This is a genomic window from Cupriavidus oxalaticus, assembly GCF_004768545.1.
Lineage (GTDB): Bacteria > Pseudomonadota > Gammaproteobacteria > Burkholderiales > Burkholderiaceae > Cupriavidus > Cupriavidus oxalaticus_A.
The window spans coordinates 743,428-765,481 of sequence record NZ_CP038635.1; the positions used below are offsets into that span (position 1 = coordinate 743,428).

Consider the following 22,054-nt stretch of genomic DNA (forward strand, 5'->3'; position numbering starts at 1 on the left):
CGTTCAGTGCGGCGATATCAATGCGAAAACGGCCCCCGCCCGCGCAACGCATTCGCGACCATCATCACCGCCAGCAAAAACGGCAGCGCCACATACAGGCACCAGTGCACGCGGTCGCCCACCACATCGCCCCACTTGCGCTTGAACACCTGCAGCCGCGGCATGCCGGAGGGATTGGTGGCGCGCTTGTTCCGCACGTGCCACGCCATCCAGAAAAAGAAGATGGCAAATGCGACGGAAAGGAAATTGATGTTACCCATGTTGGATGGCGATGGTTTTCAGTGTGGTGAATCCGTACAGCGCCTCGAAGCCCTTTTCGCGGCCGTAGCCGGACTGGCCGCTGCCGCCGAAGGGCAGCTCAACGCCGCCGCCGGCACCGTAGTTGTTGATAAAGACCTGGCCCGCGCGCAGCTTGTGCGCCAGGCGCAGCTGGCGTCCGCCGTCGCGGGTCCAGACGCCGGCGACCAGGCCGTAGGGCGTGCCGTTGGCCAGCGCGATGGCTTCGGCCTCGGTGTCGAAGGGCATGGCCGCCAGCAGCGGGCCGAACACTTCTTCCTGTGCCAGCCGATGCGCGGGCGGCACATCGCGGAACAGCATCGGCACCTGGTAGTAGCCGGCCTCGGGCGCCTCGGCCACGATCTGGCCCTGCGCCATCACCGCCACGCCGGCGTGCTGCGCGTCGGAGACGAAGTCCCACACGCGCTGCTGCTGCTTGCGGCTGATCAGCGGGCCGCATTCGAGGTCGAGTTCGGCCGGGCCCACGCGCAGCGACTCGAACACCGAGGCAATGCGGTCGAGCAGCGCGTTATAGACCGGGCGCTCCACCAGCAGGCGGCTGCCGGCCGAGCAGGTCTGGCCGGCGTTCTGCACGATGCCGTTGACCACCACCGGCACCAGCGCATCGATGTCGGCATCGGCAAACACGATCTGCGGCGACTTGCCGCCCAGTTCCAGCGTGACCGGCACGTGGTTCTCGGCGGCCAGCTGCGACACCAGCTTGCCGGTCTGCGGCGAGCCGGTGAACGAGATGTGGTGGATGCCGGGATGGCGCGCCAGCGCGGCGCCGGCTTCGTGGCCGTAGCCGGTGATGATATTGAGTGCGCCTTCGGGCAGGCCGGCCTCGGCGGCGATCTCGGCCACGCGCAGCAGCGACAGGCAGGCGTCCTCGGCCGGCTTGACCACGCAGGCATTGCCGGCAGCCAGCGCCGCGCCCACGCTGCGGCCGAAGATCTGCAGCGGGTAGTTCCACGGGATGATGTGGCCGGTCACGCCGTGCGGCTCGCGCACCGTCAGCACGGTGTAGCCGGGGTTGTAGGGGATGGTCTGGCCGTGCAGCTTGTCGACCGCGCCGGCGTAGAACTCGAAGTAGCGCGCCACCGCGCGGGCGTCCGCGCGGGCCTGGCGCAGCGGCTTGCCGGTATCGCGCGCTTCCAGCGCGGCCAGTTCCTCTTCATGCGCGATCAGCGCCACGGCGACGCGGTTGAGCAGGCGCACGCGCTCGGCCGGGGCCATCTGGCCCCAGGCGCCCTCGGCGGCCTGGCGCGCGGCGTGGACCGCAACGTTGACGTCGGTGGCGTTGCCGCGGGCGATCTCGGCGAAGGGCTCGCCGTTGGACGGGTCGAACACCTTGATGCGCAGGCCGTTGTCCGGCGCGATCAGGCGGTTGGCAACAAAGTGCTGGGCATGCATGGGTGGCTCCGGCGCAGCACGAAGGCTGCGGCTATTCAGTGTCGGCTGAAGAATGCGCCATTATCGCGCACGCGGGCGTCGCTGCAACGCGTTGCAGCGAGCAGGGAAGTCAGAACGGGCCTGGCTTGTCAGCAACCGGTCAGGCGCGAGCCGTTATAATGCCCGCCATCCGACAACACAGCGCAGGCATCTGGAGAACCGCATGAGCTTCAACCTCGTCACCCCGGGCAAGGACATCCCCAACGATTTCAACGTCATCATCGAGATCTCGGCCCAGAGCGATCCGGTGAAGTACGAGGCAGACAAGGAAACCGGCCTGCTGTTCGTGGACCGCTTCATCGGCACCGGCATGCGCTATCCGGCCAACTACGGCTACATTCCGCAGACCCTGTCGGGCGACGGCGACCCGGTGGACGTGCTGGTGCTGTCCCCGTTCCCGATCCTGGCCGGCGCCGTGGTGCGCTGCCGTGCACTCGGCATGCTGAAGATGACCGACGAGTCGGGCGTGGACGCCAAGCTGGTCGCCGTGCCGGTGGACAAGCTGTCGCCCGCCACCGCCTACATGAAGGGCCTGTCGGACGTGCCGCAGAACCTGCTGGACCAGATCAAGCACTTCTTTGAGCACTACAAGGCACTGGAAGCCGGCAAGTGGGTCAAGGTCGAAGGCTGGGCCGGCATCGAGGAAGCCCACAAGGAAATCACCGACGGCGTGGCCAACTACAAGAAGTAAGCTGAACCGTCGCTGAAGAAACCCCGCCGCGGCGGGGTTTTTTGTTGCCCGTCGCTTGATGGCGGTTAGGACCCGTCCGTGCCGCTTGCGCTACGCTGGGTCCGTGTCAACCAGGAAGGAGAACCCACCATGAACCGCGCTACTCAGGGCATCAAGCCGATGCAGGGCCTGCCGGAAGTGTTGTCGCCATCGCGCCGCTATGACCGGCTCGCGGTGTGCTTCCATTGGGCGGTGTTCGTGCTGGTGGCGCTGGCGTATGCGGCCATCGAACTGAAGGGCAACTTCGACAAGGGCACGCCGGCGCGCGTGCTGGCCATGGACATCCATGAATGGGCCGGGGCGCTGGTGCTGGTTCTGGCGGTGCCGCGGCTGCTGTGGCGGCTGGTGCGCGGCGCACCGGCGCCGGAACCCGGCCCGCGCTGGATGCATCTGGCGGGAGAAGCCATGCACTGGGTGCTGTACCTGTTCATCCTGGCGCAGCCGCTGCTGGGACTGCTGGCGATGAATGCCGGCGGGCACCTGCTGGCGCTGCCTTCGCTGGGGATCGAAGTGCCCGCGCTGGTGGCGGCGGACCCCGCGCTGAAGGAAACGGTCAAGGCCATCCACGAAACGCTGGGGACCGCGTTCTACCTCGTCATCGGGCTGCATGCGATGGCTTCGCTGTTCCACCACTACATGCTGGGCGACAACACGCTGCGGCGCATGTGGCGCTGAGCGCCACGGCGGCTCAGGAACGGGCAAAGGGATTGCGTTCGCCCAGTTCGTCCAGGTAAGCGTCGATGCCGTGGCGCTCGCGCGCGAGGAAGCGCTCCACGGCATCGGCAAAGTCGGGATGCGCCAGCCAGTGCGCCGAGCGCGTCGCCACCGGCAGGAAGCCGCGCGCCATCTTGTGCTCGCCCTGCGCGCCGCCTTCGAAGGTGCGGATGCCGTGGGCGATGCAGAACTCCAGCGGCTGGTAGTACGCGGTCTCGAAGTGCAGGCAGGGGTGGTATTCGAGCGCGCCCCAGTAGCGGCCGTACAGCGTGCTGACCTGCGGCGCATCGTCGTACACCAGCAGCGACGAGGCGATCGGCTGGCCCGCGCGCTCGGCCACCACCAGCAGCAGGTGCTGCGGCATCGCCGCGCCGATGCGCCGGAAGAAGTCCAGGTTCAGGTAGGGCGTGGAATGGTGCTCGCGATAGGTCTGGCGGTAGCAGCGGTTGAAGAAGCGCCAGGCCTCTTCATCGATCTCGTGGCCGCGCAGGTGGCGGAAGGTGATGCCGGCCTGCGCCACCTGGCGCCGTTCGGCGCGGATGTTCTTGCGCTTCTTCTGTGACAGCGTGGCGAGGAAGTCGTCGAAACTGGCGTAGGGCTTGCTGCCACCTTCGCCGCCATTGGTCCAGTGGAACTGCACGCCGTGCCGCATCAGCATGCCGGCCTGCTGCATCAGCCCGGCTTCGGCCTCGTCGGGAAAAAGAACATGCAGCGACGACATGCCGCTTTCCGCCGCCAGCGCGAGCGCCACCTCCAGCAGCAGCCGGCGGGCCTGCGCATCTTCAGCGAGCAGCCGCGCGCCGCGCACCGGCGTGAACGGGATCGCCGACAGCCACTTGGGGTAGTACTCGATGTTGTGGCGGGCATACGCATCGGCCCAGGCCCAGTCGAACACGTACTCGCCGTACGAATGCGCCTTGGCATAGAGCGGCATTGCCGCGGCCAGCCGGTCGCCCGCCCACAACGTCAGGAAGCGCGGATGCCAGCCGGTCTCGGCGCATGCGCTGCCGCTGGCATGCAACGCATGCAGGAAAGCGTGGCGCAGGAACGGCGTGGGTTCGGGCTGGCGCGCCAGCAGCGCGTCCCAGGCGGCCGGGTCGATCTCGGCCAGGTCGGAGACGATGCGCGTCTGGTAGTCCGAAATGTCCGCTTGGTGGACCTTCTGGTCGTCTGCGCGGCTGCCTGTGGCCGCCGTGTCGCCGGAATCCGACTGCATGGGCTGTAGCTGAAGGGGTGGAGACGGGATTGCCGCGCGCGACGGCGCATGGCGCGGCTCGAGTCTACCGGAAACGGCGTGCAGGCGCTGCGGCAAGGCACGGGCGGCGCGCCCCCGGGTAGCGACGTAGAATGGCGGATATGCGTCACCCCCAGGTTCAGGCGCGGATGACCCGCCCCATGCCTGCCATACCCCAGGGCCCGAAATGAAGACTCCGTTTTTCAACCTCTATTCCCACGGCTTTGCCCGCGTGGCGGTCGGCGTGCCGGTCTGCCGCGTGGCCGATCCGGCTTTCAATGCGCGCGAGACGCTGGCGCTGGCCACGCAGGCTGCGCAGCGCGGCGCGGTGCTGGCCGCGTTCCCCGAGCTGGGCCTGTCGGCCTACACCTGCGACGACCTGTTCCACCAGCGCACGCTGCTCGATGCGTGCGAGGCGGCGCTCGGCACCATCGTCGAAGCTTCGCGCAAGCTGCCGCTGGCGATGGTGGTGGGCATGCCGCTGCGCGTGCAGCACCAGCTGTTCAACTGCGCCGTGGTGGTGGCCGCGGGCCGTGTGCAGGGCGTGGTGCCAAAGTCGTTCCTGCCCAACTACTGGGAATTCTATGAAGGGCGCCAGTTCAGCGCGGCCGACTGCGCCACGGTCGACAGCGTGCGGCTGCTGGGCCAGGACGTGCCGTTCGGCGCCGGGCTGCTGTTCGATATCGAAGGGCTGCCGTTCTTCCGCTTCCATGCCGAGATCTGCGAAGACGTGTGGGTGCCGGTGCCGCCGTCGTCGTTCGCCGCGATGGCGGGCGCAACCGTGCTGGTGAACCTGTCGGCATCGAATATCGTGATCGGCAAATCGGGCTACCGGCACCAGCTGGTGTCGCAGCAGTCGGCGCGCTGCCTGGCGGCGTACCTGTACACCTCGGCCGGCAAGGGCGAGTCGTCCACCGACCTGGCCTGGGACGGGCAGGCATTGATCTACGAGAACGGCGAAATGCTGGCCGAATCCGAGCGTTTCTCCGACGACTCGCACCTGCTGTTCGCCGACGTCGATGTCGAGCGCCTGTCGCGCGAGCGCATGCACCAGGTCACCTTCGGCCATTCGGTGCGCCGGCACAAGGCCGAGGTGGAAGCGTTCCGCGTGGTCACCTTCGCGCTCGACCTGCCGCGCGAGAAGTCGCTGCCGCTGGCACGCAACGTGGCGCGCTTCCCGTATGTGCCGGCCGATCCGCGCCAGCGCGACGAGCGCTGCATGGAGGTCTACAACATCCAGGTGCAGGCGCTGGTGCAGCGGCTGTCGGCCAGCAAGATCAGCAAGGTGGTGATCGGCGTCTCGGGCGGGCTGGATTCGACGCACGCGCTGCTGGTCTGCGCCAAGGCAATGGACCGGCTGGGACTGCCGCGCGCCAATATACTCGCCTACACCATGCCCGGCTTCGCCACCAGCGACCGCACGCTGGACCAGGCGCGCAAGCTGATGCAGGTGGTGGGCTGCAGCGCCACCGAGATCGATATCCGTCCCAGCTGCCTGGCCATGCTGAAGGACCTGGGCCATCCGTACGCCGCCGGCGAGAAGGTCTATGACGTGACCTTCGAGAACGTGCAGGCCGGCGAGCGCACCAACCACCTGTTCCGGCTGGCCAATTTCCAGGGCGCGATCGTGATCGGCACCGGCGACCTGAGCGAGCTGGCGCTGGGCTGGTGCACCTATGGCGTGGGCGACCACATGTCCCACTACAACGTCAACGCCAGCGTGCCCAAGACGCTGATCTCGCACCTGGTGCGCTGGGTCGCCGAAACCGGCCAGATCGGCGAGGGTGGGGCGGACGTGCTGCTGGCAGTGCTCGATACCGACATCAGCCCCGAGCTGGTGCCCGGCGACAGCAACCATGGCCCGGAGCAGAAGACCGAAAGCACCATCGGGCCGTACGAGCTGCAGGACTTCAACCTCTACTACACGCTGCGCTTCGGCTTCACGCCGTCCAAGATCGCCTTCCTGGCCCAGCACGCCTGGGCCGACCGCGAGCGCGGCGTGTGGCCGTACGGGCCCGAGGTGGCGCGCAACCAGTACGGGCTAGCAGAGATCAAGCGCAACCTCGCGATCTTTCTCGACCGCTTCTTCCGCACCAGCCAGTTCAAGCGGTCCTGCATCCCGAACGCGCCCAAGGTGGGGTCGGGCGGTTCGCTGTCGCCGCGCGGCGACTGGCGCGCGCCGAGCGATTCGGAGTCGGCGGTGTGGCTGGCGGACCTGGAGAAGGTGCCGGACTGATGCCCCAGTGTCGCTGAGCAGTGAAATGGCCAGCACTGTGCGGGCCATTTTCCTGCGGGAGCGCCGTCAGGCGGCAAGCGCTCGCCGCCACTGGCCACGCAGCGCCGGATTTCCTGCCTAGACTGCGCGCCGTTTGCATTCGAAGCAGAGGAAATCAGATGAAGCCAACTTTGACGAAGCGGGCCAGGGTTCCCGCCCTGCTGCTGTTGTGCTGCGTGGGTCTCGCGGCCTGCATCCAGGCGCCGATCCGGCGCCACGAAGGCGAGCCGCTGCTGCGGCACCGCCAGGGCGGCGCACGGGAACACGTCGGCGGCGTCGACTTCTGGATGCGGGGCGAGCCGCCGCGACCATACGAGGTGCTGGCCTACACCACCGTGGAAACCGCGGAGGGGTGGATCGGCGAGCGCTTCCTGCTGAAGCGGGTTGCCTCCCGGGTGCGCGAAGCCGGCGGCGACGCTGCGCTGATAGGTGACCAGCGCAGCCGGCTGGTGGCGTTGCAGCGCGCGGGCAGGCATACCGAGCTGGCGGATTTGCACGCCAGGCCGGGCAACCGGATGCGTACCAGTTCGAGATCATCGCGCCGGCGCCTGGGATGCTCACTGCCTCCAGCGGCATGCGCATCGAACCGGACGCGACGCTGGAGACCGCCAGTGACGACATCGACACGCTGCTGGTGGCGGGCGGCCCCACGCTATGGAAGCAGGCGCCGGATGAAGGTTCGCGCCATCCCCTCAAGCGCGTGGCTGCCCTGGCCGGCTTGGCGATCCCAACAACCTGCGGCGCGCCTTTTTGCGTCGTGTCGGAGTGGCGCCTTCGGACTATCGGCGCCGCTTCCTCAGCACGGCGTGACCGGGTGATTTGCACAGGGTTTGCACAGGCTCTGCACAGGATTTCCCGGGGGCTGTCCACAGGGTTGTCCACAGGCACAAGCGGCATCGCGCGGCCCTGCGATGCGCGCTGTCGAACGTTCCGGCCGCGCCGGGCGCGGGATTGCGGGGAATGCATGGCGCCAATGGCTGTTAAAATGCCAGCCGGAGAGCGCCGCGTCCGCGGTGGTGCGCCGCCAGGCGCGTGAACAAACATAACCAGGGGCCAGTCATGAAGCAGATTACCGCCATCATCAAACCGTTCAAGCTCGACGAGGTGCGTGAGGCACTGGCTGACGTCGGCGTGACCGGGCTGACGGTGACCGAGGTGAAGGGATTTGGCCGCCAGAAAGGGCATACCGAGCTCTACCGAGGCGCCGAATACGTCGTCGACTTCCTCCCCAAGATCAAGATCGAGGTGGTGGTGGCCGAGAACCAGCTGGACACCGTACTTGACGCCATCGTCAAGGCCGCGCATACCGGCAAGATCGGCGACGGCAAGATCTTCGTGACCGAGATCGAACGCGTGATCCGCATTCGTACCGGCGAGCAGGACGAAGCCGCGGTCTGATAGCGCCGGCTGCAAATGCGAGAAAGCCGCCCAACCGGGCTAATGCCGTTCAGTTAAGTCTGAACGGCATTTTTCTTTGCAGGGGTTGTAAACAAGGTGTCGAGCTGTTAACTTGCCGTTCCGATGCTATCGGAACAAGTCCACGCCACCCTTGAGCTTAGTGAGCCGGCCAGTTTTGCCCGGCTCAGCGAGCACCTGCCGATGGCTTGGATTGAGCAAGCGCTGGCAGCCTCGGGGACAGCGTCCGTTCGCCGGCGCCGACTGCCAGCAGAGCAGGTGGTCTGGCTGGTCATCGCGCTGGCGCTCTATCGGCACCAATCGATTCCCGATGTGCTGGAGACGCTGGACCTGGCACTGCCCAACGATGCCAACGCCTGTGTCAGCAAGAGCGGGATCGCCCAAGCCCGCGAGCGGCTTGGAGACAAGCCTCTGTTGTGGCTGTTCGAGCAGACCGCACGGGCGTGGGTGGCTCAGGATGCTGCGCACTACAAATGGAAGGGCTTGGCGCTTTACGCCATGGATGGGACCACCTTCCGCACTGCCGATAGCCCTGAGAATCGCCTCCACTTTGGCGCGCAGAGCTACGCCAGCGGCAAGGTCGCCAGCTATCCACAAGTCCGCGGGGTCTCGCTCACGGCTGTTCCCACCCATCTTGTTGCCGATATCGCCTTTGGCTGCTATGGGCGCAACGAGATGCTCTATGCCAAGGAGCTCATTGAGCGGATCCCGGATCATTCGTTAACGATCTTTGACAAGGGCTTTCTGGCCGCAGAGATCCTGTGGGGCTTGCGCATGGGCGGCAGCGAGCGCCACTTCCTGATCCCCGCCAAGAAGAATCTGCAGTGGGAGCTGCTCTCAGGCAACGAGGGCGATGGCATCGTCCAGATGAAGGTCTCGCCTCAGGCTCGCCGCAAGAATCCTGCCTTGCCAGAGACTTGGACAGCTCGCGCGATCCGGGACGAGGACTCAGACCGCGTCCTGTTGACCTCGTTGACAGACCGTCGGCGCTTCAAGGCAGCCGACATCATTGGGTGCTACAAGCGCCGTTGGGAAATCGAAACCAGCTATCGAGAACTGAAGCAGACGATGCTCGGGGCCGAACTGACCTTGCGCAGCCGCCAGCCTGAGGGCGTGCATCAGGAAATCTGGGGGGCACTGATTGCGTACAACCTGGTGCGTCTGGAGATGGCCAAGGCTGCGCTCGAGGCCCGCGCCGAGCCCACCGACCTGAGCTTTGTGCTGGCCTTGCGCCTGATACAGGGCGAGTTGATCTGGGCAGCCGGCATGGCCCCAGGCAAGCTGCCGGCCCACCTGCAGCGCATGCGCGCCAAACTTCAGTTGGCGATCGTCCAAAAGCGACGGGGGCGTAAGTGCCCCCGTGAAGTCAAAGCCCTGCCTAAGCGCTACACCGTCCGCTTCCTCAGAAAGGACCTTAACTGAACGGCATTAGCCCAACCGGGCGGCTTTCTTTCTTTTGGGGCTTGTTCAGCTCGGCAGCTTCCAGCCGTAGCGCACCGACACCAGCCGCATCGCGATGATCGCCAGCGCGCCGGTCATCAGCGCCGCCTCCTGCTGCACTTCCATCCAGGTCAGGCCGATGTAGATCCAGCAGCCGACGAAGGAGCAGGTCGCATAGGGCGAGCGGTCGCGCAGGATCATCGGCACTTCATTGCACAGCACGTCGCGCACCACGCCGCCGAACACCGACGAGATGATGCCCATCATTACCGCCACGGTCGGCGTCATCTGCCCCACCAGCGCCAGCGAGGTGCCGGTGACCGAGAACAGCCCCAGCCCGATCGCGTCGGCGACGATCAAGGCCCGGTCCGACGCCACGCGGCTGACCACGCGCAGCACGAATGACGCGCCAAACGACATCGCGAAGATCAGCAGCACATAGCCTTCATGCTCGACCCAGTAGAACGGGCGCCGGTCCAGCAGCACGTCGCGCAGCGTGCCGCCGCCAAAGGCCGTGGCGAACGCCACCACGAAGGTGCCGACCACGTCGAGCCGCTGCTTGCGCGCGTCGACCACGCCCGATACCGCGAAGGCGAGTACGCCGATGACCTCCATGATATGGAGGATCAGGGGCAGCCGCCCCATCAGCAATTCGAGCGGGAGATGCATCCGTGGCGCTGGTCAGGCCCGGCGCATCAGGGCTTCGGCTGGCGCAGCAGCACCATCAGCGCGCCGGCGCCACCTTCGGCCTCGCGCGCCTGCACGAAGGCGAGCACTTCCTCCTTCTGCACCAGCCAGCTGCGCACCTTGCCCTTGAGCACCGGCAGCTTGTCGGGCGAGCCCAGGCCCTTGCCGTGGATCACGCGCACGCAGCGCACGCCGTTGCGCACCGAGCGGCGCAGGAATTCGGCCAGCGCTTCGCGCGCCTCGTCGCTGCGCAGGCCGTGCAGGTCGACCTTGTCCTGCGGCACCCATTCGCCGCGGCGCAGCTTGCGAATCACGTCCATGCCGATGCCAGGCCGGCGGAACGACAGCGTCTCGTCGGTCTCCAGCAGGCTTTCGACATCGAACTCGTCGGACAGCGAGGCCTGCAGCACCGCCTGGTCGTTGCGCTGCGATTGCACCGGTACCGGCGCGGGTTTGCTGACGGGGTGGTGGGCGCGGTTGCGGTCGCGCAATTGGCTGACCTGGCCCACGCTGGCGCGAAACACGTCGGCTTCCTCGCGGGCGCGCTGCGCCGCCTGCTCGGCGGCCAGGCGCTCGGCTTCGCGCCGCTCGGCATCGGCCTTGAGGTTGTCGCGCAGGCTGGACAGGTCGTTCAGGCCGAAGCGCTGGGTCGGTCGGTCGGGTTTGCGGGCGCCTTGCGTCATGAAAAATCTCCGGGTACTCGCCGGGATTATATCGACTGGGGCAGGGCAGCCACGGAGGCTGCGGGGAAGGGGTGAACCGGCCGCGGTGGCCGGTTCGGAGAGGCGGGATTACTTCAGGGCTTCGACAAAACGCTGCGCATCCAGCGCGGCCATGCAGCCGGTGCCGGCGCTGGTGATTGCCTGGCGGTAGACGTGGTCCTGCACGTCGCCGGCGGCGAACACGCCCGGCACGCTGGTGGCGGTGGCGTCGCCCTGCAGTCCCGACTTGGTCACCAGGTAGCCGTTCTTCATTTCCAGCTGGCCGGCGAACAGGTCGGTATTGGGCTTGTGGCCAATGGCGATGAACACGCCCGCCAGCTTCAGGTCTTCGGTCTGGCCGGTCTTGGCGTTGCGGATGCGGATGCCGGTCACGCCCGAATCGTCGCCCAGCACTTCGTCCAGCACGTTGTCGTAGCGGATCTCGATGCGGCCTTCCTTTTCGCGCTGGAGCAGGCGGTCGACCAGGATCGGCTCGGCGCGGAAGCTGTCGCGGCGGTGGATCACGGTGACCTTGCTGGCGATGTGCGACAGGTACAGCGCTTCTTCCACGGCGGTGTTGCCGCCGCCGACCACGGCGACTTCCTGGTTCTTGTAGAAGAAGCCGTCGCAGGTGGCGCAGGCCGACACGCCGCGGCCCATGAAGGACTCTTCCGACGGCAGGCCCAGGTATTGGGCCGAGGCGCCGGTGGCGATGACGAGGGCGTCGCAGGTGTATTCGCCGGCGTCGCCGATCAGCGTGAAGGGGCGGGCCGGCTTGCCGTTTTCATCCACCAGCTTCGCGGTGTGGATGTGATCGAAGATGATTTCGGTCTTGAACTCTTCGGCATGCGCCAGCAGGCGCTGCATCAGCTCGGGACCCTGGACGCCCTTGGCATCGCCCGGCCAGTTCTCGACGTCCGTGGTGGTCATCAGCTGTCCGCCCTGGGCCAGTCCGGTGATCAGCACCGGCTGGAGGTTGGCGCGGGCCGCGTAGACCGCGGCGGTATAGCCGGCGGGACCAGAACCGAGAATCAGCACTTTTGCGTGTTTTGCCATGATGCGTTCCTGTGGCCGGTGCGGCATGATGCCCACCGGCATTGCTCGAAACCGACATTATAAGAGGAGCCGCATTTGCCCACTGTTGCAAATTCCAATGGGTGCGATAGCCGCCGCCCACGTTAAAATGGCCGCCACGATGCCCGTCAGTCACCTCGTCAGTCACCTCGTCAGTCCGCTGACTCAGGCCGACGGCGGCGCCAAACGCATCCGGAATCACCCTAAAAGAGTCCTATCCAGGCATGGCCCGAGCTACCACGACCACCCGCACCGATCCATCGGCCTTGCCATCCCGCATCGGCAAACTGCTGGGCGAGGTACGCTGGTTCCTGCTGCTGGCCGTCACGCTGGGTTTCCTGTGCGTGCTGGCCAGCTACAGCAAGACCGACCCCGGCTGGTCGCATGCGAACCAGGTCGCCGATATCCATAACCTGGGCGGCCGTGTCGGGGCCTGGGTGGCCGACGTGCTGTTCTTTATCTTCGGCTTCTCGGCTTACTGGTGGGCGGTGCTGCTGGTGCGGCGCTGCTGGCGCGGCTGGCGCACGCTGACGGCCGAGCTGCCCGAGCGCGCGGACGACCGCCAGCATCGCCAGGGCGTGACGGTGAGCTGGATCGGCTTCGTGCTGACGCTGCTGTCCAGCATGGGGCTGGAGGCGATCCGCATGTACCCGCTGCGCGCCGCGCTGCCGCGCGCGCCGGGCGGGGTGCTGGGCGACACGCTGGGCGGCTGGATGCAGGTGGCGCTGGGCTTCACCGGGGCGACGCTGCTGCTGCTGCTGCTGTTCGCGATCGGGCTGTCGCTGTTCTTCCACTTCTCGTGGCTGTCGGTGGCCGAGCATATCGGCGGTTTCGTCGAGACCATGTTCCTGGGCTTCAAGGCACGCCGCGAGAGCAAGCAGGACCGCATCATCGGCGAGGCCGCCAAGGTCGAGCGCAAGGAAACCGTCGAGGTGCAGCGCGTGCGCATCGAAGAGGCACCGCCGGTGCAGATCGTGCGTCCGCAGGCCGTGCCCAAGCATGAGCGCGTGGAACGCGAGAAGCAGCAGCCGCTGTTTGCCGATATCCAGGACTCGGACCTGCCGCCGCTGTCGCTGCTCGACCCGATCCCGCCGCACCAGGAAACGGTCAGCGCCGAGACGCTGGAATTCACCTCGCGCCTGATCGAGAAGAAGCTCAAGGACTTTGGCGTGGAGGTCAAGGTGGTGGCGGCCTACCCGGGGCCAGTCATCACGCGCTACGAGATCGAGCCGGCCACCGGCGTCAAGGGCAGCCAGGTGGTCAACCTGGCGCGCGACCTGGCGCGTTCGCTGTCGCTGGTGTCGATCCGCGTGGTCGAGACCATCCCCGGCAAGAACTACATGGGCCTGGAGCTGCCGAATCCGAAGCGCCAGACCGTGCGCCTGTCGGAGATCCTGGGCTCGCAGGTCTACAACGAGAGCGCTTCCAGCCTGACCATGGCGCTGGGCAAGGACATCGCCGGCAAGCCGATGGTGGCCGACCTGGCCAAGATGCCGCACTGCATGGTCGCGGGCACCACGGGCTCGGGCAAGTCGGTGGGCATCAACGCGATGATCCTGTCGCTGCTGTACAAGGCCAAGCCTGAGAGCGTGAGGCTGATCCTGATCGACCCCAAGATGCTCGAAATGAGCGTCTACGAAGGCATTCCGCACCTGCTGTGCCCGGTGGTGACGGATATGCGCCAGGCCGGCAACGCGCTGAACTGGGCCGTCGGCGAGATGGAGCGGCGCTACAAGCTGATGAGCAAGCTGGGCGTGCGCAACCTGGCGGGCTACAACAAGAAGATCGACGAGGCCGCGGCCAGGGAAGAGAAGATCCCGAATCCGTTCAGCCTGACCCCGGACGCGCCGGAGCCGCTGGACAAGCTGCCCACCATCGTCATCGTCATCGACGAGCTGGCCGACCTGATGATGGTGGTCGGCAAGAAGGTGGAAGAGCTGATCGCCCGCATCGCGCAGAAGGCGCGCGCCGCCGGCCTGCACCTGGTGCTGGCCACGCAGCGCCCGTCGGTGGATGTGATCACCGGCCTGATCAAGGCCAACGTGCCGACCCGCATTGCCTTCCAGGTCAGCAGCAAGATCGATTCGCGCACCATCCTCGACCAGCAGGGCGCCGAGACGCTGCTGGGCATGGGCGACATGCTGTACCTGGCGCCGGGCACCGGCTTGCCGGTGCGCGTGCATGGCGCCTTTGTCTCGGACGATGAAGTCCACCGCGTGGTGGAGAAGCTGAAGGAAGGCGGGGAAGCCAACTACATCGAGGGCATCCTCGAAGGCGGCCTGACGGACGATGGTGGCGGCGATGGCTTTGGCGGCGGCGCCGGTATCGGCGGTGGCGGTGGCGAGGCGGATCCGCTGTATGACCAGGCCGTGGAAGTGGTGCTGAAGAACCGCCGCGCGTCGATCTCGCTGGTGCAGCGCCACCTGCGCATCGGCTACAACCGCGCCGCGCGGCTGCTGGAGGATATGGAGAAGGCGGGGCTGGTTTCGGCCATGTCGGGCAATGGCAATCGCGACATCCTGGTGCAGGGCGGTGGCGCGGCTGCGCGGGATGATGAGTGACTAGCGGAGGCGGGCATTCAGGCTGGCCGTGGATTGCGCAGCCTGAGCGTGCTAGCGGCGCTTAAGCAGTAGGTCGAGCTTCGCGTTGACGTTGTCGACCTTGGCGTTGACGTTGTCGACCTTGGCGTTGACGTTGTCGACTTTCGCGTTGACGTTGTCGACCTTCGCGTTGACGTTCCCTAGCTTGGCGTTGACGTTCTCTAACTTCTCGTTGAATTCTTCAAAGCCCTTTTCGACCCGCACCTCCAGGCGCTCGATGCGCGAATCAACTGCGTCCAGGCGACCCGTGAGGCGGCGGTCCATTTCGGTGATCCGAGAGGCGAGCGGACCGGTGGCCTTTTCGATCTTGTCCTGGGTGCTCTCATTCAGCCACGACATCACGGAAAAGACGAACGCTACACCGGCCAGAATGCCCGTGACTACCATGGCGGGATTAAAGGGCTTGGCAGCGGTCTTTTCCTGCCAGGCGTCGAGTTCAATCCTGACCTGGCGTGTCGCGATCCTCTTCATCTCGTCGCGGTCGAGACGCCTGGCGTCGTGCCGGAATGGCTGACGCCCGGCAGCAGGTTTGGCGTTGGTCATATTGCTGGCCCAGTGGATTTGGCCGCCTCCCGGCGAAGCAGCGAGCAAGAGGCGGCGTGGCGAGTGCTCTACGTACATGCACTGCATTGTCTTCCACGCCAAGTAAAGAAGCGTTTCGTCCTGATACGAGATTCGCTTTACGGGGTCCTTTACCGCAAATTGAGAGTTTTCGTGCCTGAGCCGGCGCAGTTCGCGCACCATCTGCCGTAATATCCGGTTACCCGCGAAGCAGGGGCGGCGCGGAATCCTGCACCAGCAGCTGGCTCTAACAAGACACGTTGACCGTGCAGTGGACTGCCTGTCAGACGCCGCACAGGGTCAACGCATTCGATAACAACCAGGATCCAAATCATGCGCAACCGCATCCTCGTGTCGGCCTGCGCCGCGCTGGCGATGTTTGCCATCCAGGCGCCGGCCCATGCCGCAGCTACCGACCAGCTGCAGAGCTTCGTCACCGGTGTGAAGAGCGCGCGCGGCGAGTTCACGCAGCGCCAGGTCAAGGGGCAGGGCGCCAACGTCAAGGTGACCGGCAACTCCAGCGGCACCTTCGTGTTTGCGCGCCCGGGCAAGTTCACCTGGCGCTATACCAAGCCCTACGAGCAACTGCTGCAGGCCGATGGCCAGACCCTGTACATCTACGACAAGGACCTGAACCAGGTCACCGAGCGCAAGCTTGATGCCGCGCTGGGTTCCAGTCCGGCCGCGATCCTGTTCGGCAGCAACGACCTGGAGAAGAACTTCGCCATCAAGAACGGCCCGACCCGGGATGGCGTGGAATGGCTGGAACTGACGCCCAAGGCCAAGGACACGCAGTTTGAGCGTATCGGCATTGGCTTCAAGGGCGGCAACCTCGAAGCGATGGAACTGCGCGACGCCTTCGGCAACACCACCTTGCTGACCTTCACGAACATGCAGAAGAACCCGCCGCTGGCGGCCGATGCATTCCGGTTCACGGTGCCCAAGGGCGCCGACGTGATGAAGCAATGAGGCCCGCCATGATCGCCAACTCAGCCATGGCCGTTCGCATCGTCGCTGCCCGCGGACGTTACGGCGCAGTGATCCTGGCGGGTGCCGGCGCGCTGGCGCTGGCGCTGGCGGCTTGCGCCAGCGCCAGCGGCGGCGCCAGCAAGTTCGATGTCGATTCCTTCCTGCGCGCGCCGGACACGGCGTTGCCCGAAGTGCTCGGCAACGCGGAGTTCCTGAAGTCCACGCGCGTGCCCGCATCGGAATGCGCGGCCATGCTGCAGTCCGCCAGCACCGGCGTGCTGGAAGACCTGCCGCCCAGCAGCAACGCGCGCGGCCCCGCCTGGCTGCTGCATCCCAAGGGCAAGCCCGAACAGGTCTGGTTAGTTGTCAGCGAGTCAGGCGGCGAACGGACGTGCCACGGTCCGTTGCCGGCCGACGCGATGAAGAGGCTGGCCAACCGCGCCAAAGGCTGATTGCGCCGGCTTCAGCGCTGATGCGTTGCGATTGGAACGCCGCCAGCGGACATGTGTCGAACCGTCCACATCCAAGCGGAAACAAAAAAGGAAGCGACATGCCTGCAATCCGAACCACAGTACATGCCCGTCGACTGCTCTGGCTGGCCGCGGGCGCGGCCTTGCTGGCCGGTTGCGCGACGCAGCCCAACGAGCCGGCACCAATGCCCGGCCCGCAAGGTGCGTGGGGCACCCCGGCCGGCTGTGCCGCCGACAAGGTTGCCGACGACACGCTGGTGGGCAAGAGCGAGACCGAGGCCGTCGGCCTGCTGCAAGGCTGTGCATGGCGGCTGGGCGAACGCGACGGGCAGCAGTTTCCCGGCACGATGGACTACAACCCCCAGCGCCGCACCCTCGGCATCAAGGCTGGCAAGGTTGCGTGGGTGCGGCGCGGCTGAAGCGATGTGCAAGCGCGTCCACATGGTGCGTCGGGCGCGCAATTATTGATTGCTCAACATGCGCCAACATGACAAAAATGTAATTTGACCGGCTGAACAAGAATCAATATTGTTTCTGGCTGTCCGGAATCCAATAACCGGGCAGTCCCGGGTGTCCCGGATGCTGGCGACTGCCCAACCATGCTGGGGAGCCATCCGCGTGAAGACCACTATCCGAACCTTGCTGCCGCGTGTCGCGGCGCTGGCCCTGCTGACGCTGCCGCTGGCGGCCGCCGCGCAGGAAAAGGTGCTGAACCTCTATACCGCACGGCACTACCAGACCGACGAGGCGCTGTACGCCAACTTCACCAAGCAGACCGGCATCAAGATCAACCGCATCGAAGGCCAGGAAGATCCGCTGCTTGAGCGCATCCGCAATGAGGGCGCCAACAGCCCGGCGGACGTCTTCATCACCGTCGATATCGGCCGCCTGTGGCGGGCCCAGCAGGCCGGCGTGTTTGCGCCGGTCAAGTCCAAGGTGCTGGAATCGCGCATTCCCGCCAACTACCGCGATCCGAACGGCGAGTGGTTCGGCTTCTCGGCGCGCGGCCGCGTGATCGCGTACAACAAGACCGCGGTCAAGGCCGGCGACATCGCCACCTACGAGGACCTGGCCGATCCCAAGTGGAAGGGCAAGGTGTGCACGCGTTCCAGCGGGCACGTCTACAACCTGTCGCTGGTGTCCAGCCTGATCGCGCACGACGGCGAGGCGCGCACCGAGCAATGGGCACGCGGCGTGGCAGCCAACCTGGCGCGCGCGCCCAAGGGCGGCGATACCGACCAGCTCAAGGCCGTGGCCGCGGGCGAGTGCGACGTGGCGATCTCCAACACCTACTACATCGCACGCCTGCTGAAGTCGACCAAGCCGGAAGACAAGGCCGTGGCCGACAAGCTGGGGGTGGTGTGGCCCAACCAGAAAAGCCAGGGCGTGCATATGAACATCTCCGGCGGCGGCATGCTGAAGCACGCGCCGAACAAGGAGGCCGCGGTCAAGTTCCTGGAATACCTGGCCAGCGACGATGCGCAGCGCTACTTTGCCGACGGCAACAATGAATGGCCGGTGGTGCAGGGCGTGAAGGTCAGCAATCCGGCGCTCGATTCGCTCGGCGAGTTCAAGGCCGACAGCATCAACGTGGCCGAGCTGGGCAAGTACCAGCCGCAGGCGCAGAAGCTGCTGGACCGCGCGGGCTTCAAGTAAGCCGCGGGTCAGGCCGGCCGTCCCTGCATGAGGGCGGCCGGCCGGTTCCGAGTTACAGCAGGAACCGCTTGTTGCCCTTCACCCCGGCCGGCTCGACCTTGCGGAACGTCAGCTTGACGCTGCTGTCGAGCCGCCGCCCCGCCTGGCGCCGGATCAGCGCGCGGTGCAGCAGGCCCTTGTGGCCGACCGTGCCTTCCGCATAGGGCTGGTTCCCGACCGTTCCCAGCGCCATTGTGGCCAGCGCCTGGTTGCGCTCCGCCGCACTCTTTTCCAGCAGCTTGTCCAGCGCCATGCGGGCGCGCACCTGCGCGGCGAGCGCCGTGTCGCCGGGATTGGCGCGGGCACGCTCGGCGTCCCATGGCAACCGCACCTTGCCCGCCAGCCGGCGCAGCGCGGCGCGCAGTTCGGCGCCGTCCATGCGCGATTCCTGCACGATCCACACCGCATCATGGCGCACTGCCGCTTCGGCATCCGCCATGCGGCGTATCAGCGCGGGCTGCAGGCTGGGCGAGGTGAACTGGCGCCCGCGGCGGATGGCGTTGAGCGCGATACGGCGCACCTGCGGGTTGGCGTGGTCGGCAAGGTCGTCGATGATGCGCGCCGCGGTATCGGCGGATCCGATCATCTCGGCCAGTTGGCCGGCCAGCGAGATTTCTTCCACGCCGCTCAGCGTGTTGCGGCTGGCCAGCCGGTTCAGCTTGAACAACAGGATGTGGTATCGCAGCATACGCCCCCGTCAGGCATTCCGGCGGCAGGCGCGAAAGGATCCGGCGTGCCGCTGTTCTTGTCCCCGGGCGAGCGCCGGGCCATGAAAGGCTATCGGCGCGGCACGGCGGGACTTTAGCGGGCTACTGAGCGAGTGGGCTAGTGGGGCGGCTCAGCGCTGCGCCTCGCGCCGGATCGTGCGCGACAGCACGATCACCGGCAGCAGGCCGACGGCGACGATCACCAGCGACGCGGTCGCGGCTTCGGTCAGGCGTTCGTCGGCAGCGAGGTTGTACGCCTGCACGGCCAGCGTATCGAAGTTGAACGGCCGCATCACGAAGGTAGCCGGCAGCTCCTTCATCACATCGACAAAGACGATCAGCGCCGCCGTCAGCAGGCTGCCGCGCAGCATCGGGAAATGCACGCGCCGCAGCGTGGCGCCGGGGCCGTGGCCGAGGCTGCGCGCGGCGGCGTCCATGCTGGGCGTGATCTTGCCCAGGCCCGCATTGACCGTCTGCAGCGCCACGCCCAGGAAACGCACCAGCAGCGCATACACCAGCGCGGCGATGCCGCCGGTCAGCAGCAATCCGACCGACAGCCCGAACTGCTGCTGCAGCCACGCCGACAGCGCGTTGTCGAAGCGCGCCACCGGCACCAGCACGCCCACGGCGATGACCGAGCCGGGCAGCGCATAGCCCATGCCGCAAAGCCGCGTCAGCCCGCGCACCAGCCACCCGCGCTGGCCGTTCGCGGCGCGTCCGGCGTAGCCGATTGCCAGCGCCACCAGCACGGCCGCCAGTGCCGTCGCGCTGGCCAGCAGGAAGCTGTTGCGCACCAGCCCGACAAAGCGCGGACCGAACTGGGCATCGCCGTCGGTAAAGGCCATGCGGCACAGCATCAGCGCCGGCACCAGGAAGCCCAGCAGCACCGGCACGGCGCAGGCCGCCAGCGCGAGCCAGCCGCGCGTGCCGCCGAGTGTCCATGCCGCGGCGCGGCGCTGGTTGCCGTAGACCTGCGCCCGACCGCGGCTGGCGCGCTCCATCAGCAGGATCGCGGCGACGAACAGCAGCATGCATGCCGACAGCTGTGCCGCCGCATTCTTGTCGCCGAGCGAAAACCATGCACGGTAGATGCCGGTGGAAAACGTGGGGATGGCAAAGTACGCCACGGTGCCGAAGTCGGCCAGCGTTTCCATCATCGCCAGCGCGGTGCCGGCGACGATGCCGGGCCGGGCCAGCGGCAGCACCACGCGCCAGAGCCGGCTCCAGGTGCCGTGGCCGAGCAGGCGCGCGGCTTCGATCGTGTTCTGGGTCTGCTGCAGGAAGGCGGCGCGCGCCGTCAGGTAGACGTAGGGATACAGCACCAGCGAAAACAGCGCGATGGCGCCGCCCAGCGAGCGGATGTCCGGGAACCAGTAGTCGCGCGCCTTCCAGCCGGTCAGTTCGCGCAGCCAGCCTTGCACCGGCCCGGCGAACTGCAGCGCATCGGTGTAGGCGTAGGCGATCACATAGGCCGGCATCGCCATCGGCAGTACCAGCGCCCATTCCATCACGGCATGGCCTGGGAAGCGGTAGGTCGAGACCAGCCATGCGGTGGTCACGCCAAGCAGCAGCACGCCCGCGGCCACGCCCAGCAGCAGCCAGATGGTGTTGATCACATACTCTGCCAGCACCGTGTCGATCAGGTGGCGCCAGGTCTCGCCGGCGGGCAGCAGCACGGCTGAGGCGACCACCAGCACCGGCACGGCGATCAGCAGCGCCATTGTGAGCGTGGCCAGGGTCAGGGGGTGGAAGCGGCGGCGGCTGGGTAGGAGCATGCGGTGGATTCGATGGGAGCGCGCCCGGACAATGTGGCGCCGGCGCGGCAGCGGGCTGCCCCATTTTAGCAATGCCGGGCACTAGAGGGCCCGCGGCGCGACGCCACGTCCCTATAATGCGCACATGCGAACCGATTCCTATTCCCGATTACCCGGAGCCCAGGCACGCACGCGGCCGATGGCCCGCAGCGTCACCCACGAGGCTGCCGCCGGCGCCGCCGTTATCGAGGTCGACCGTATCCGGCATGCGTTCGGCCGGCAAGCGGTGGTCAAGGGCCTGTCGTTTGCGCTGGCGCGCGGCAACATCGCCTGCCTGCTGGGTCCCAGCGGCTGCGGCAAGACCACCGTGCTGCGCGCCATCGCCGGCTTCGAGCCGTTGCAGGACGGCCGCATCGTGCTGGACGGGAGGACCGTGTCGTCGTCGGACGCGCTGGTGCCGCCGGAGCAGCGCCGCATCGGCATGGTGTTCCAGGACTACGCGCTGTTCCCGCACCTGGACGTGGCCGCCAACGTCGGTTTCGGTCTGACCCGCGCCGGCCGTGCAGAGCGTGCGGAGCGGGTGGAAGAGGTGCTGCAGCTGGTCGGGCTTGCCGGCTCGGGCCGCAAGTATCCGCACGAGCTCTCGGGCGGCCAGCAGCAGCGGGTGGCGCTGGCGCGCGCACTGGCGCCGCGGCCCGAACTGCTGCTGCTCGACGAGCCGTTCTCCAACCTCGATGTCGATCTGCGCGAGCGCCTGAGCCTGGAAGTGCGCGCGATCCTGAAGGCACAAGGCACCACCGCCATCCTGGTTACGCATGACCAGTACGAGGCCTTTGCCATGGCCGACGAGATCGGCGTGATGCATGACGGCGTGATCGAGCAGTGGGGCAGTGCGCACGAGTTGTACCACCGCCCGGCGTCGCGCTTCGTCGCCGGCTTTATCGGGCAGGGGGTGCTGATGCCGGGGCACCTGCGCGGCGATGGGCGGATCGAAGTGGAGCTGGGCATGCTGCACCCGGCGGTGCCCCTGCAGCTGCCCGCGGATGCCCCGGTCGACGTGCTGGTACGTCCTGACGACATCGTCCACGACGACGCCAGCCCGATGCAGGCGGAGGTGATGCACAAGGCCTTCCGGGGCGCCGAGATCCTGTACACGCTGCGGCTGGCCAGCGGCGGCCGGGTGCTGGCGCTGGTGCCCTCGCACCACAACCACGCGGTGGGCGAGCGCATCGGCATCCGCGCGGAGATCGAGGACGTGGTCGCCTTTGCCGCCTAGCCCGGCGCCCAGGCCCGGCACCA

21 protein-coding genes are annotated in these 22,054 nt (G+C 66.9%); 12 read left to right on the top strand and 9 right to left on the bottom strand.

Annotation, left to right across the window (positions count from 1 at the left end):
- Positions 1-17: 17 nt before the first annotated feature.
- Complete coding sequence (locus tag E0W60_RS14230) at positions 18-260, bottom strand: hypothetical protein (protein ID WP_133093973.1); 243 nt, start codon at positions 258-260, stop codon at positions 18-20.
- A complete protein-coding gene (locus tag E0W60_RS14235) occupies positions 253-1,689 on the bottom strand; it encodes an aldehyde dehydrogenase family protein (protein WP_135704737.1) in 1,437 nt (478 codons plus the stop codon). Before E0W60_RS14235 ends, E0W60_RS14230 begins: the two co-directional genes overlap by 8 nt.
- Positions 1,690-1,891: 202 nt before the next feature.
- On the opposite strand from E0W60_RS14235, the gene ppa reads away from it, so the two are divergent.
- Both ppa and E0W60_RS14245 read left to right on the top strand, forming a co-directional pair.
- Positions 1,892-2,419, top strand: coding sequence for an inorganic diphosphatase (gene ppa, locus E0W60_RS14240; RefSeq protein WP_029045751.1), 528 nt, complete (start codon positions 1,892-1,894; stop codon positions 2,417-2,419).
- Between the two features lie 129 nt (positions 2,420-2,548).
- Entirely contained in the window at positions 2,549-3,133 is a 585-nt protein-coding gene (locus E0W60_RS14245; RefSeq protein WP_431189900.1) for a cytochrome b, read from the top strand.
- A 13-nt stretch (positions 3,134-3,146) separates the two neighbouring features.
- On the opposite strand, the gene E0W60_RS14250 is transcribed toward E0W60_RS14245, so the two are convergent.
- Positions 3,147-4,388 carry a GNAT family N-acetyltransferase gene (locus tag E0W60_RS14250; protein WP_135704739.1) on the bottom strand — a complete coding sequence of 414 codons (1,242 nt, stop codon included), beginning with the start codon at positions 4,386-4,388 and terminating at the stop codon, positions 3,147-3,149.
- A 205-nt stretch (positions 4,389-4,593) separates the two neighbouring features.
- On the opposite strand from E0W60_RS14250, the gene E0W60_RS14255 reads away from it, so the two are divergent.
- The 4 genes from E0W60_RS14255 (at position 4,594) to E0W60_RS14275 (ending at position 9,519) form a co-directional block, all read left to right on the top strand.
- Positions 4,594-6,642: an NAD(+) synthase gene (locus E0W60_RS14255; protein ID WP_135704741.1), complete on the top strand. Its 2,049-nt coding sequence runs from the start codon at positions 4,594-4,596 to the stop codon at positions 6,640-6,642.
- A gap of 158 nt (positions 6,643-6,800) precedes the next feature.
- On the top strand, positions 6,801-7,499 hold the full coding sequence (locus tag E0W60_RS37345; protein WP_205751647.1) for a hypothetical protein: 699 nt from the start codon (positions 6,801-6,803) through the stop codon (positions 7,497-7,499).
- A gap of 241 nt (positions 7,500-7,740) precedes the next feature.
- The gene (gene glnK, locus E0W60_RS14270; RefSeq protein ID WP_006162803.1) at positions 7,741-8,079 is read left to right on the top strand and encodes a P-II family nitrogen regulator; all 339 of its coding nucleotides are present in this window, start codon (positions 7,741-7,743) and stop codon (positions 8,077-8,079) included.
- 123 nt (positions 8,080-8,202) lie between these two features.
- The gene (locus tag E0W60_RS14275; protein ID WP_135704128.1) at positions 8,203-9,519 is read left to right on the top strand and encodes an IS4 family transposase; all 1,317 of its coding nucleotides are present in this window, start codon (positions 8,203-8,205) and stop codon (positions 9,517-9,519) included.
- 45 nt (positions 9,520-9,564) lie between these two features.
- Here the strand turns inward: E0W60_RS14275 and E0W60_RS14280 are convergent, their stop codons facing one another.
- The 3 genes from E0W60_RS14280 to trxB all read right to left on the bottom strand — a co-directional run bounded on the left by E0W60_RS14280 (position 9,565) and on the right by trxB (position 11,981).
- Positions 9,565-10,206, bottom strand: coding sequence for a trimeric intracellular cation channel family protein (locus E0W60_RS14280; RefSeq protein ID WP_133093977.1), 642 nt, complete (start codon positions 10,204-10,206; stop codon positions 9,565-9,567).
- A 26-nt stretch (positions 10,207-10,232) separates the two neighbouring features.
- On the bottom strand, positions 10,233-10,907 hold the full coding sequence (locus tag E0W60_RS14285; RefSeq protein ID WP_133093978.1) for a Smr/MutS family protein: 675 nt from the start codon (positions 10,905-10,907) through the stop codon (positions 10,233-10,235).
- A 108-nt stretch (positions 10,908-11,015) separates the two neighbouring features.
- Complete coding sequence (gene trxB, locus E0W60_RS14290; RefSeq protein ID WP_133093979.1) at positions 11,016-11,981, bottom strand: thioredoxin-disulfide reductase; 966 nt, start codon at positions 11,979-11,981, stop codon at positions 11,016-11,018.
- Positions 11,982-12,223: 242 nt separating this feature from the next.
- On the opposite strand from trxB, the gene E0W60_RS14295 reads away from it, so the two are divergent.
- Entirely contained in the window at positions 12,224-14,560 is a 2,337-nt protein-coding gene (locus E0W60_RS14295) for a DNA translocase FtsK (protein ID WP_135704743.1), read from the top strand.
- A 51-nt stretch (positions 14,561-14,611) separates the two neighbouring features.
- Here the strand turns inward: E0W60_RS14295 and E0W60_RS14300 are convergent, their stop codons facing one another.
- A complete protein-coding gene (locus E0W60_RS14300) occupies positions 14,612-15,343 on the bottom strand; it encodes a hypothetical protein (RefSeq protein WP_135704745.1) in 732 nt (243 codons plus the stop codon).
- Between the two features lie 147 nt (positions 15,344-15,490).
- On the opposite strand from E0W60_RS14300, the gene lolA reads away from it, so the two are divergent.
- The 4 genes from lolA (at position 15,491) to E0W60_RS14320 (ending at position 18,255) form a co-directional block, all read left to right on the top strand.
- Positions 15,491-16,129 (top strand): outer membrane lipoprotein chaperone LolA, encoded by a 639-nt coding sequence (lolA, locus tag E0W60_RS14305; RefSeq protein WP_276609609.1) that lies wholly within the window; start codon positions 15,491-15,493, stop codon positions 16,127-16,129.
- Positions 16,130-16,137: 8 nt separating this feature from the next.
- A complete protein-coding gene (locus E0W60_RS14310) occupies positions 16,138-16,581 on the top strand; it encodes a hypothetical protein (RefSeq protein WP_135704748.1) in 444 nt (147 codons plus the stop codon).
- 98 nt (positions 16,582-16,679) lie between these two features.
- Positions 16,680-17,018 carry a hypothetical protein gene (locus E0W60_RS14315; RefSeq protein WP_135704750.1) on the top strand — a complete coding sequence of 113 codons (339 nt, stop codon included), beginning with the start codon at positions 16,680-16,682 and terminating at the stop codon, positions 17,016-17,018.
- 199 nt (positions 17,019-17,217) lie between these two features.
- On the top strand, positions 17,218-18,255 hold the full coding sequence (locus E0W60_RS14320; protein WP_133093984.1) for a Fe(3+) ABC transporter substrate-binding protein: 1,038 nt from the start codon (positions 17,218-17,220) through the stop codon (positions 18,253-18,255).
- Positions 18,256-18,307: 52 nt separating this feature from the next.
- On the opposite strand, the gene E0W60_RS14325 is transcribed toward E0W60_RS14320, so the two are convergent.
- Together E0W60_RS14325 and E0W60_RS14330 are read right to left on the bottom strand one after the other, a co-directional pair.
- A complete protein-coding gene (locus E0W60_RS14325; RefSeq protein ID WP_135704752.1) occupies positions 18,308-18,982 on the bottom strand; it encodes a HEAT repeat domain-containing protein in 675 nt (224 codons plus the stop codon).
- 150 nt (positions 18,983-19,132) lie between these two features.
- Positions 19,133-20,776: an ABC transporter permease gene (locus E0W60_RS14330; RefSeq protein WP_135704754.1), complete on the bottom strand. Its 1,644-nt coding sequence runs from the start codon at positions 20,774-20,776 to the stop codon at positions 19,133-19,135.
- A gap of 178 nt (positions 20,777-20,954) precedes the next feature.
- Between E0W60_RS14330 and E0W60_RS14335 the strand changes: the two genes are divergently transcribed.
- Positions 20,955-22,031: an ABC transporter ATP-binding protein gene (locus E0W60_RS14335; protein ID WP_240745929.1), complete on the top strand. Its 1,077-nt coding sequence runs from the start codon at positions 20,955-20,957 to the stop codon at positions 22,029-22,031.
- Positions 22,032-22,054: the final 23 nt, after the last annotated feature.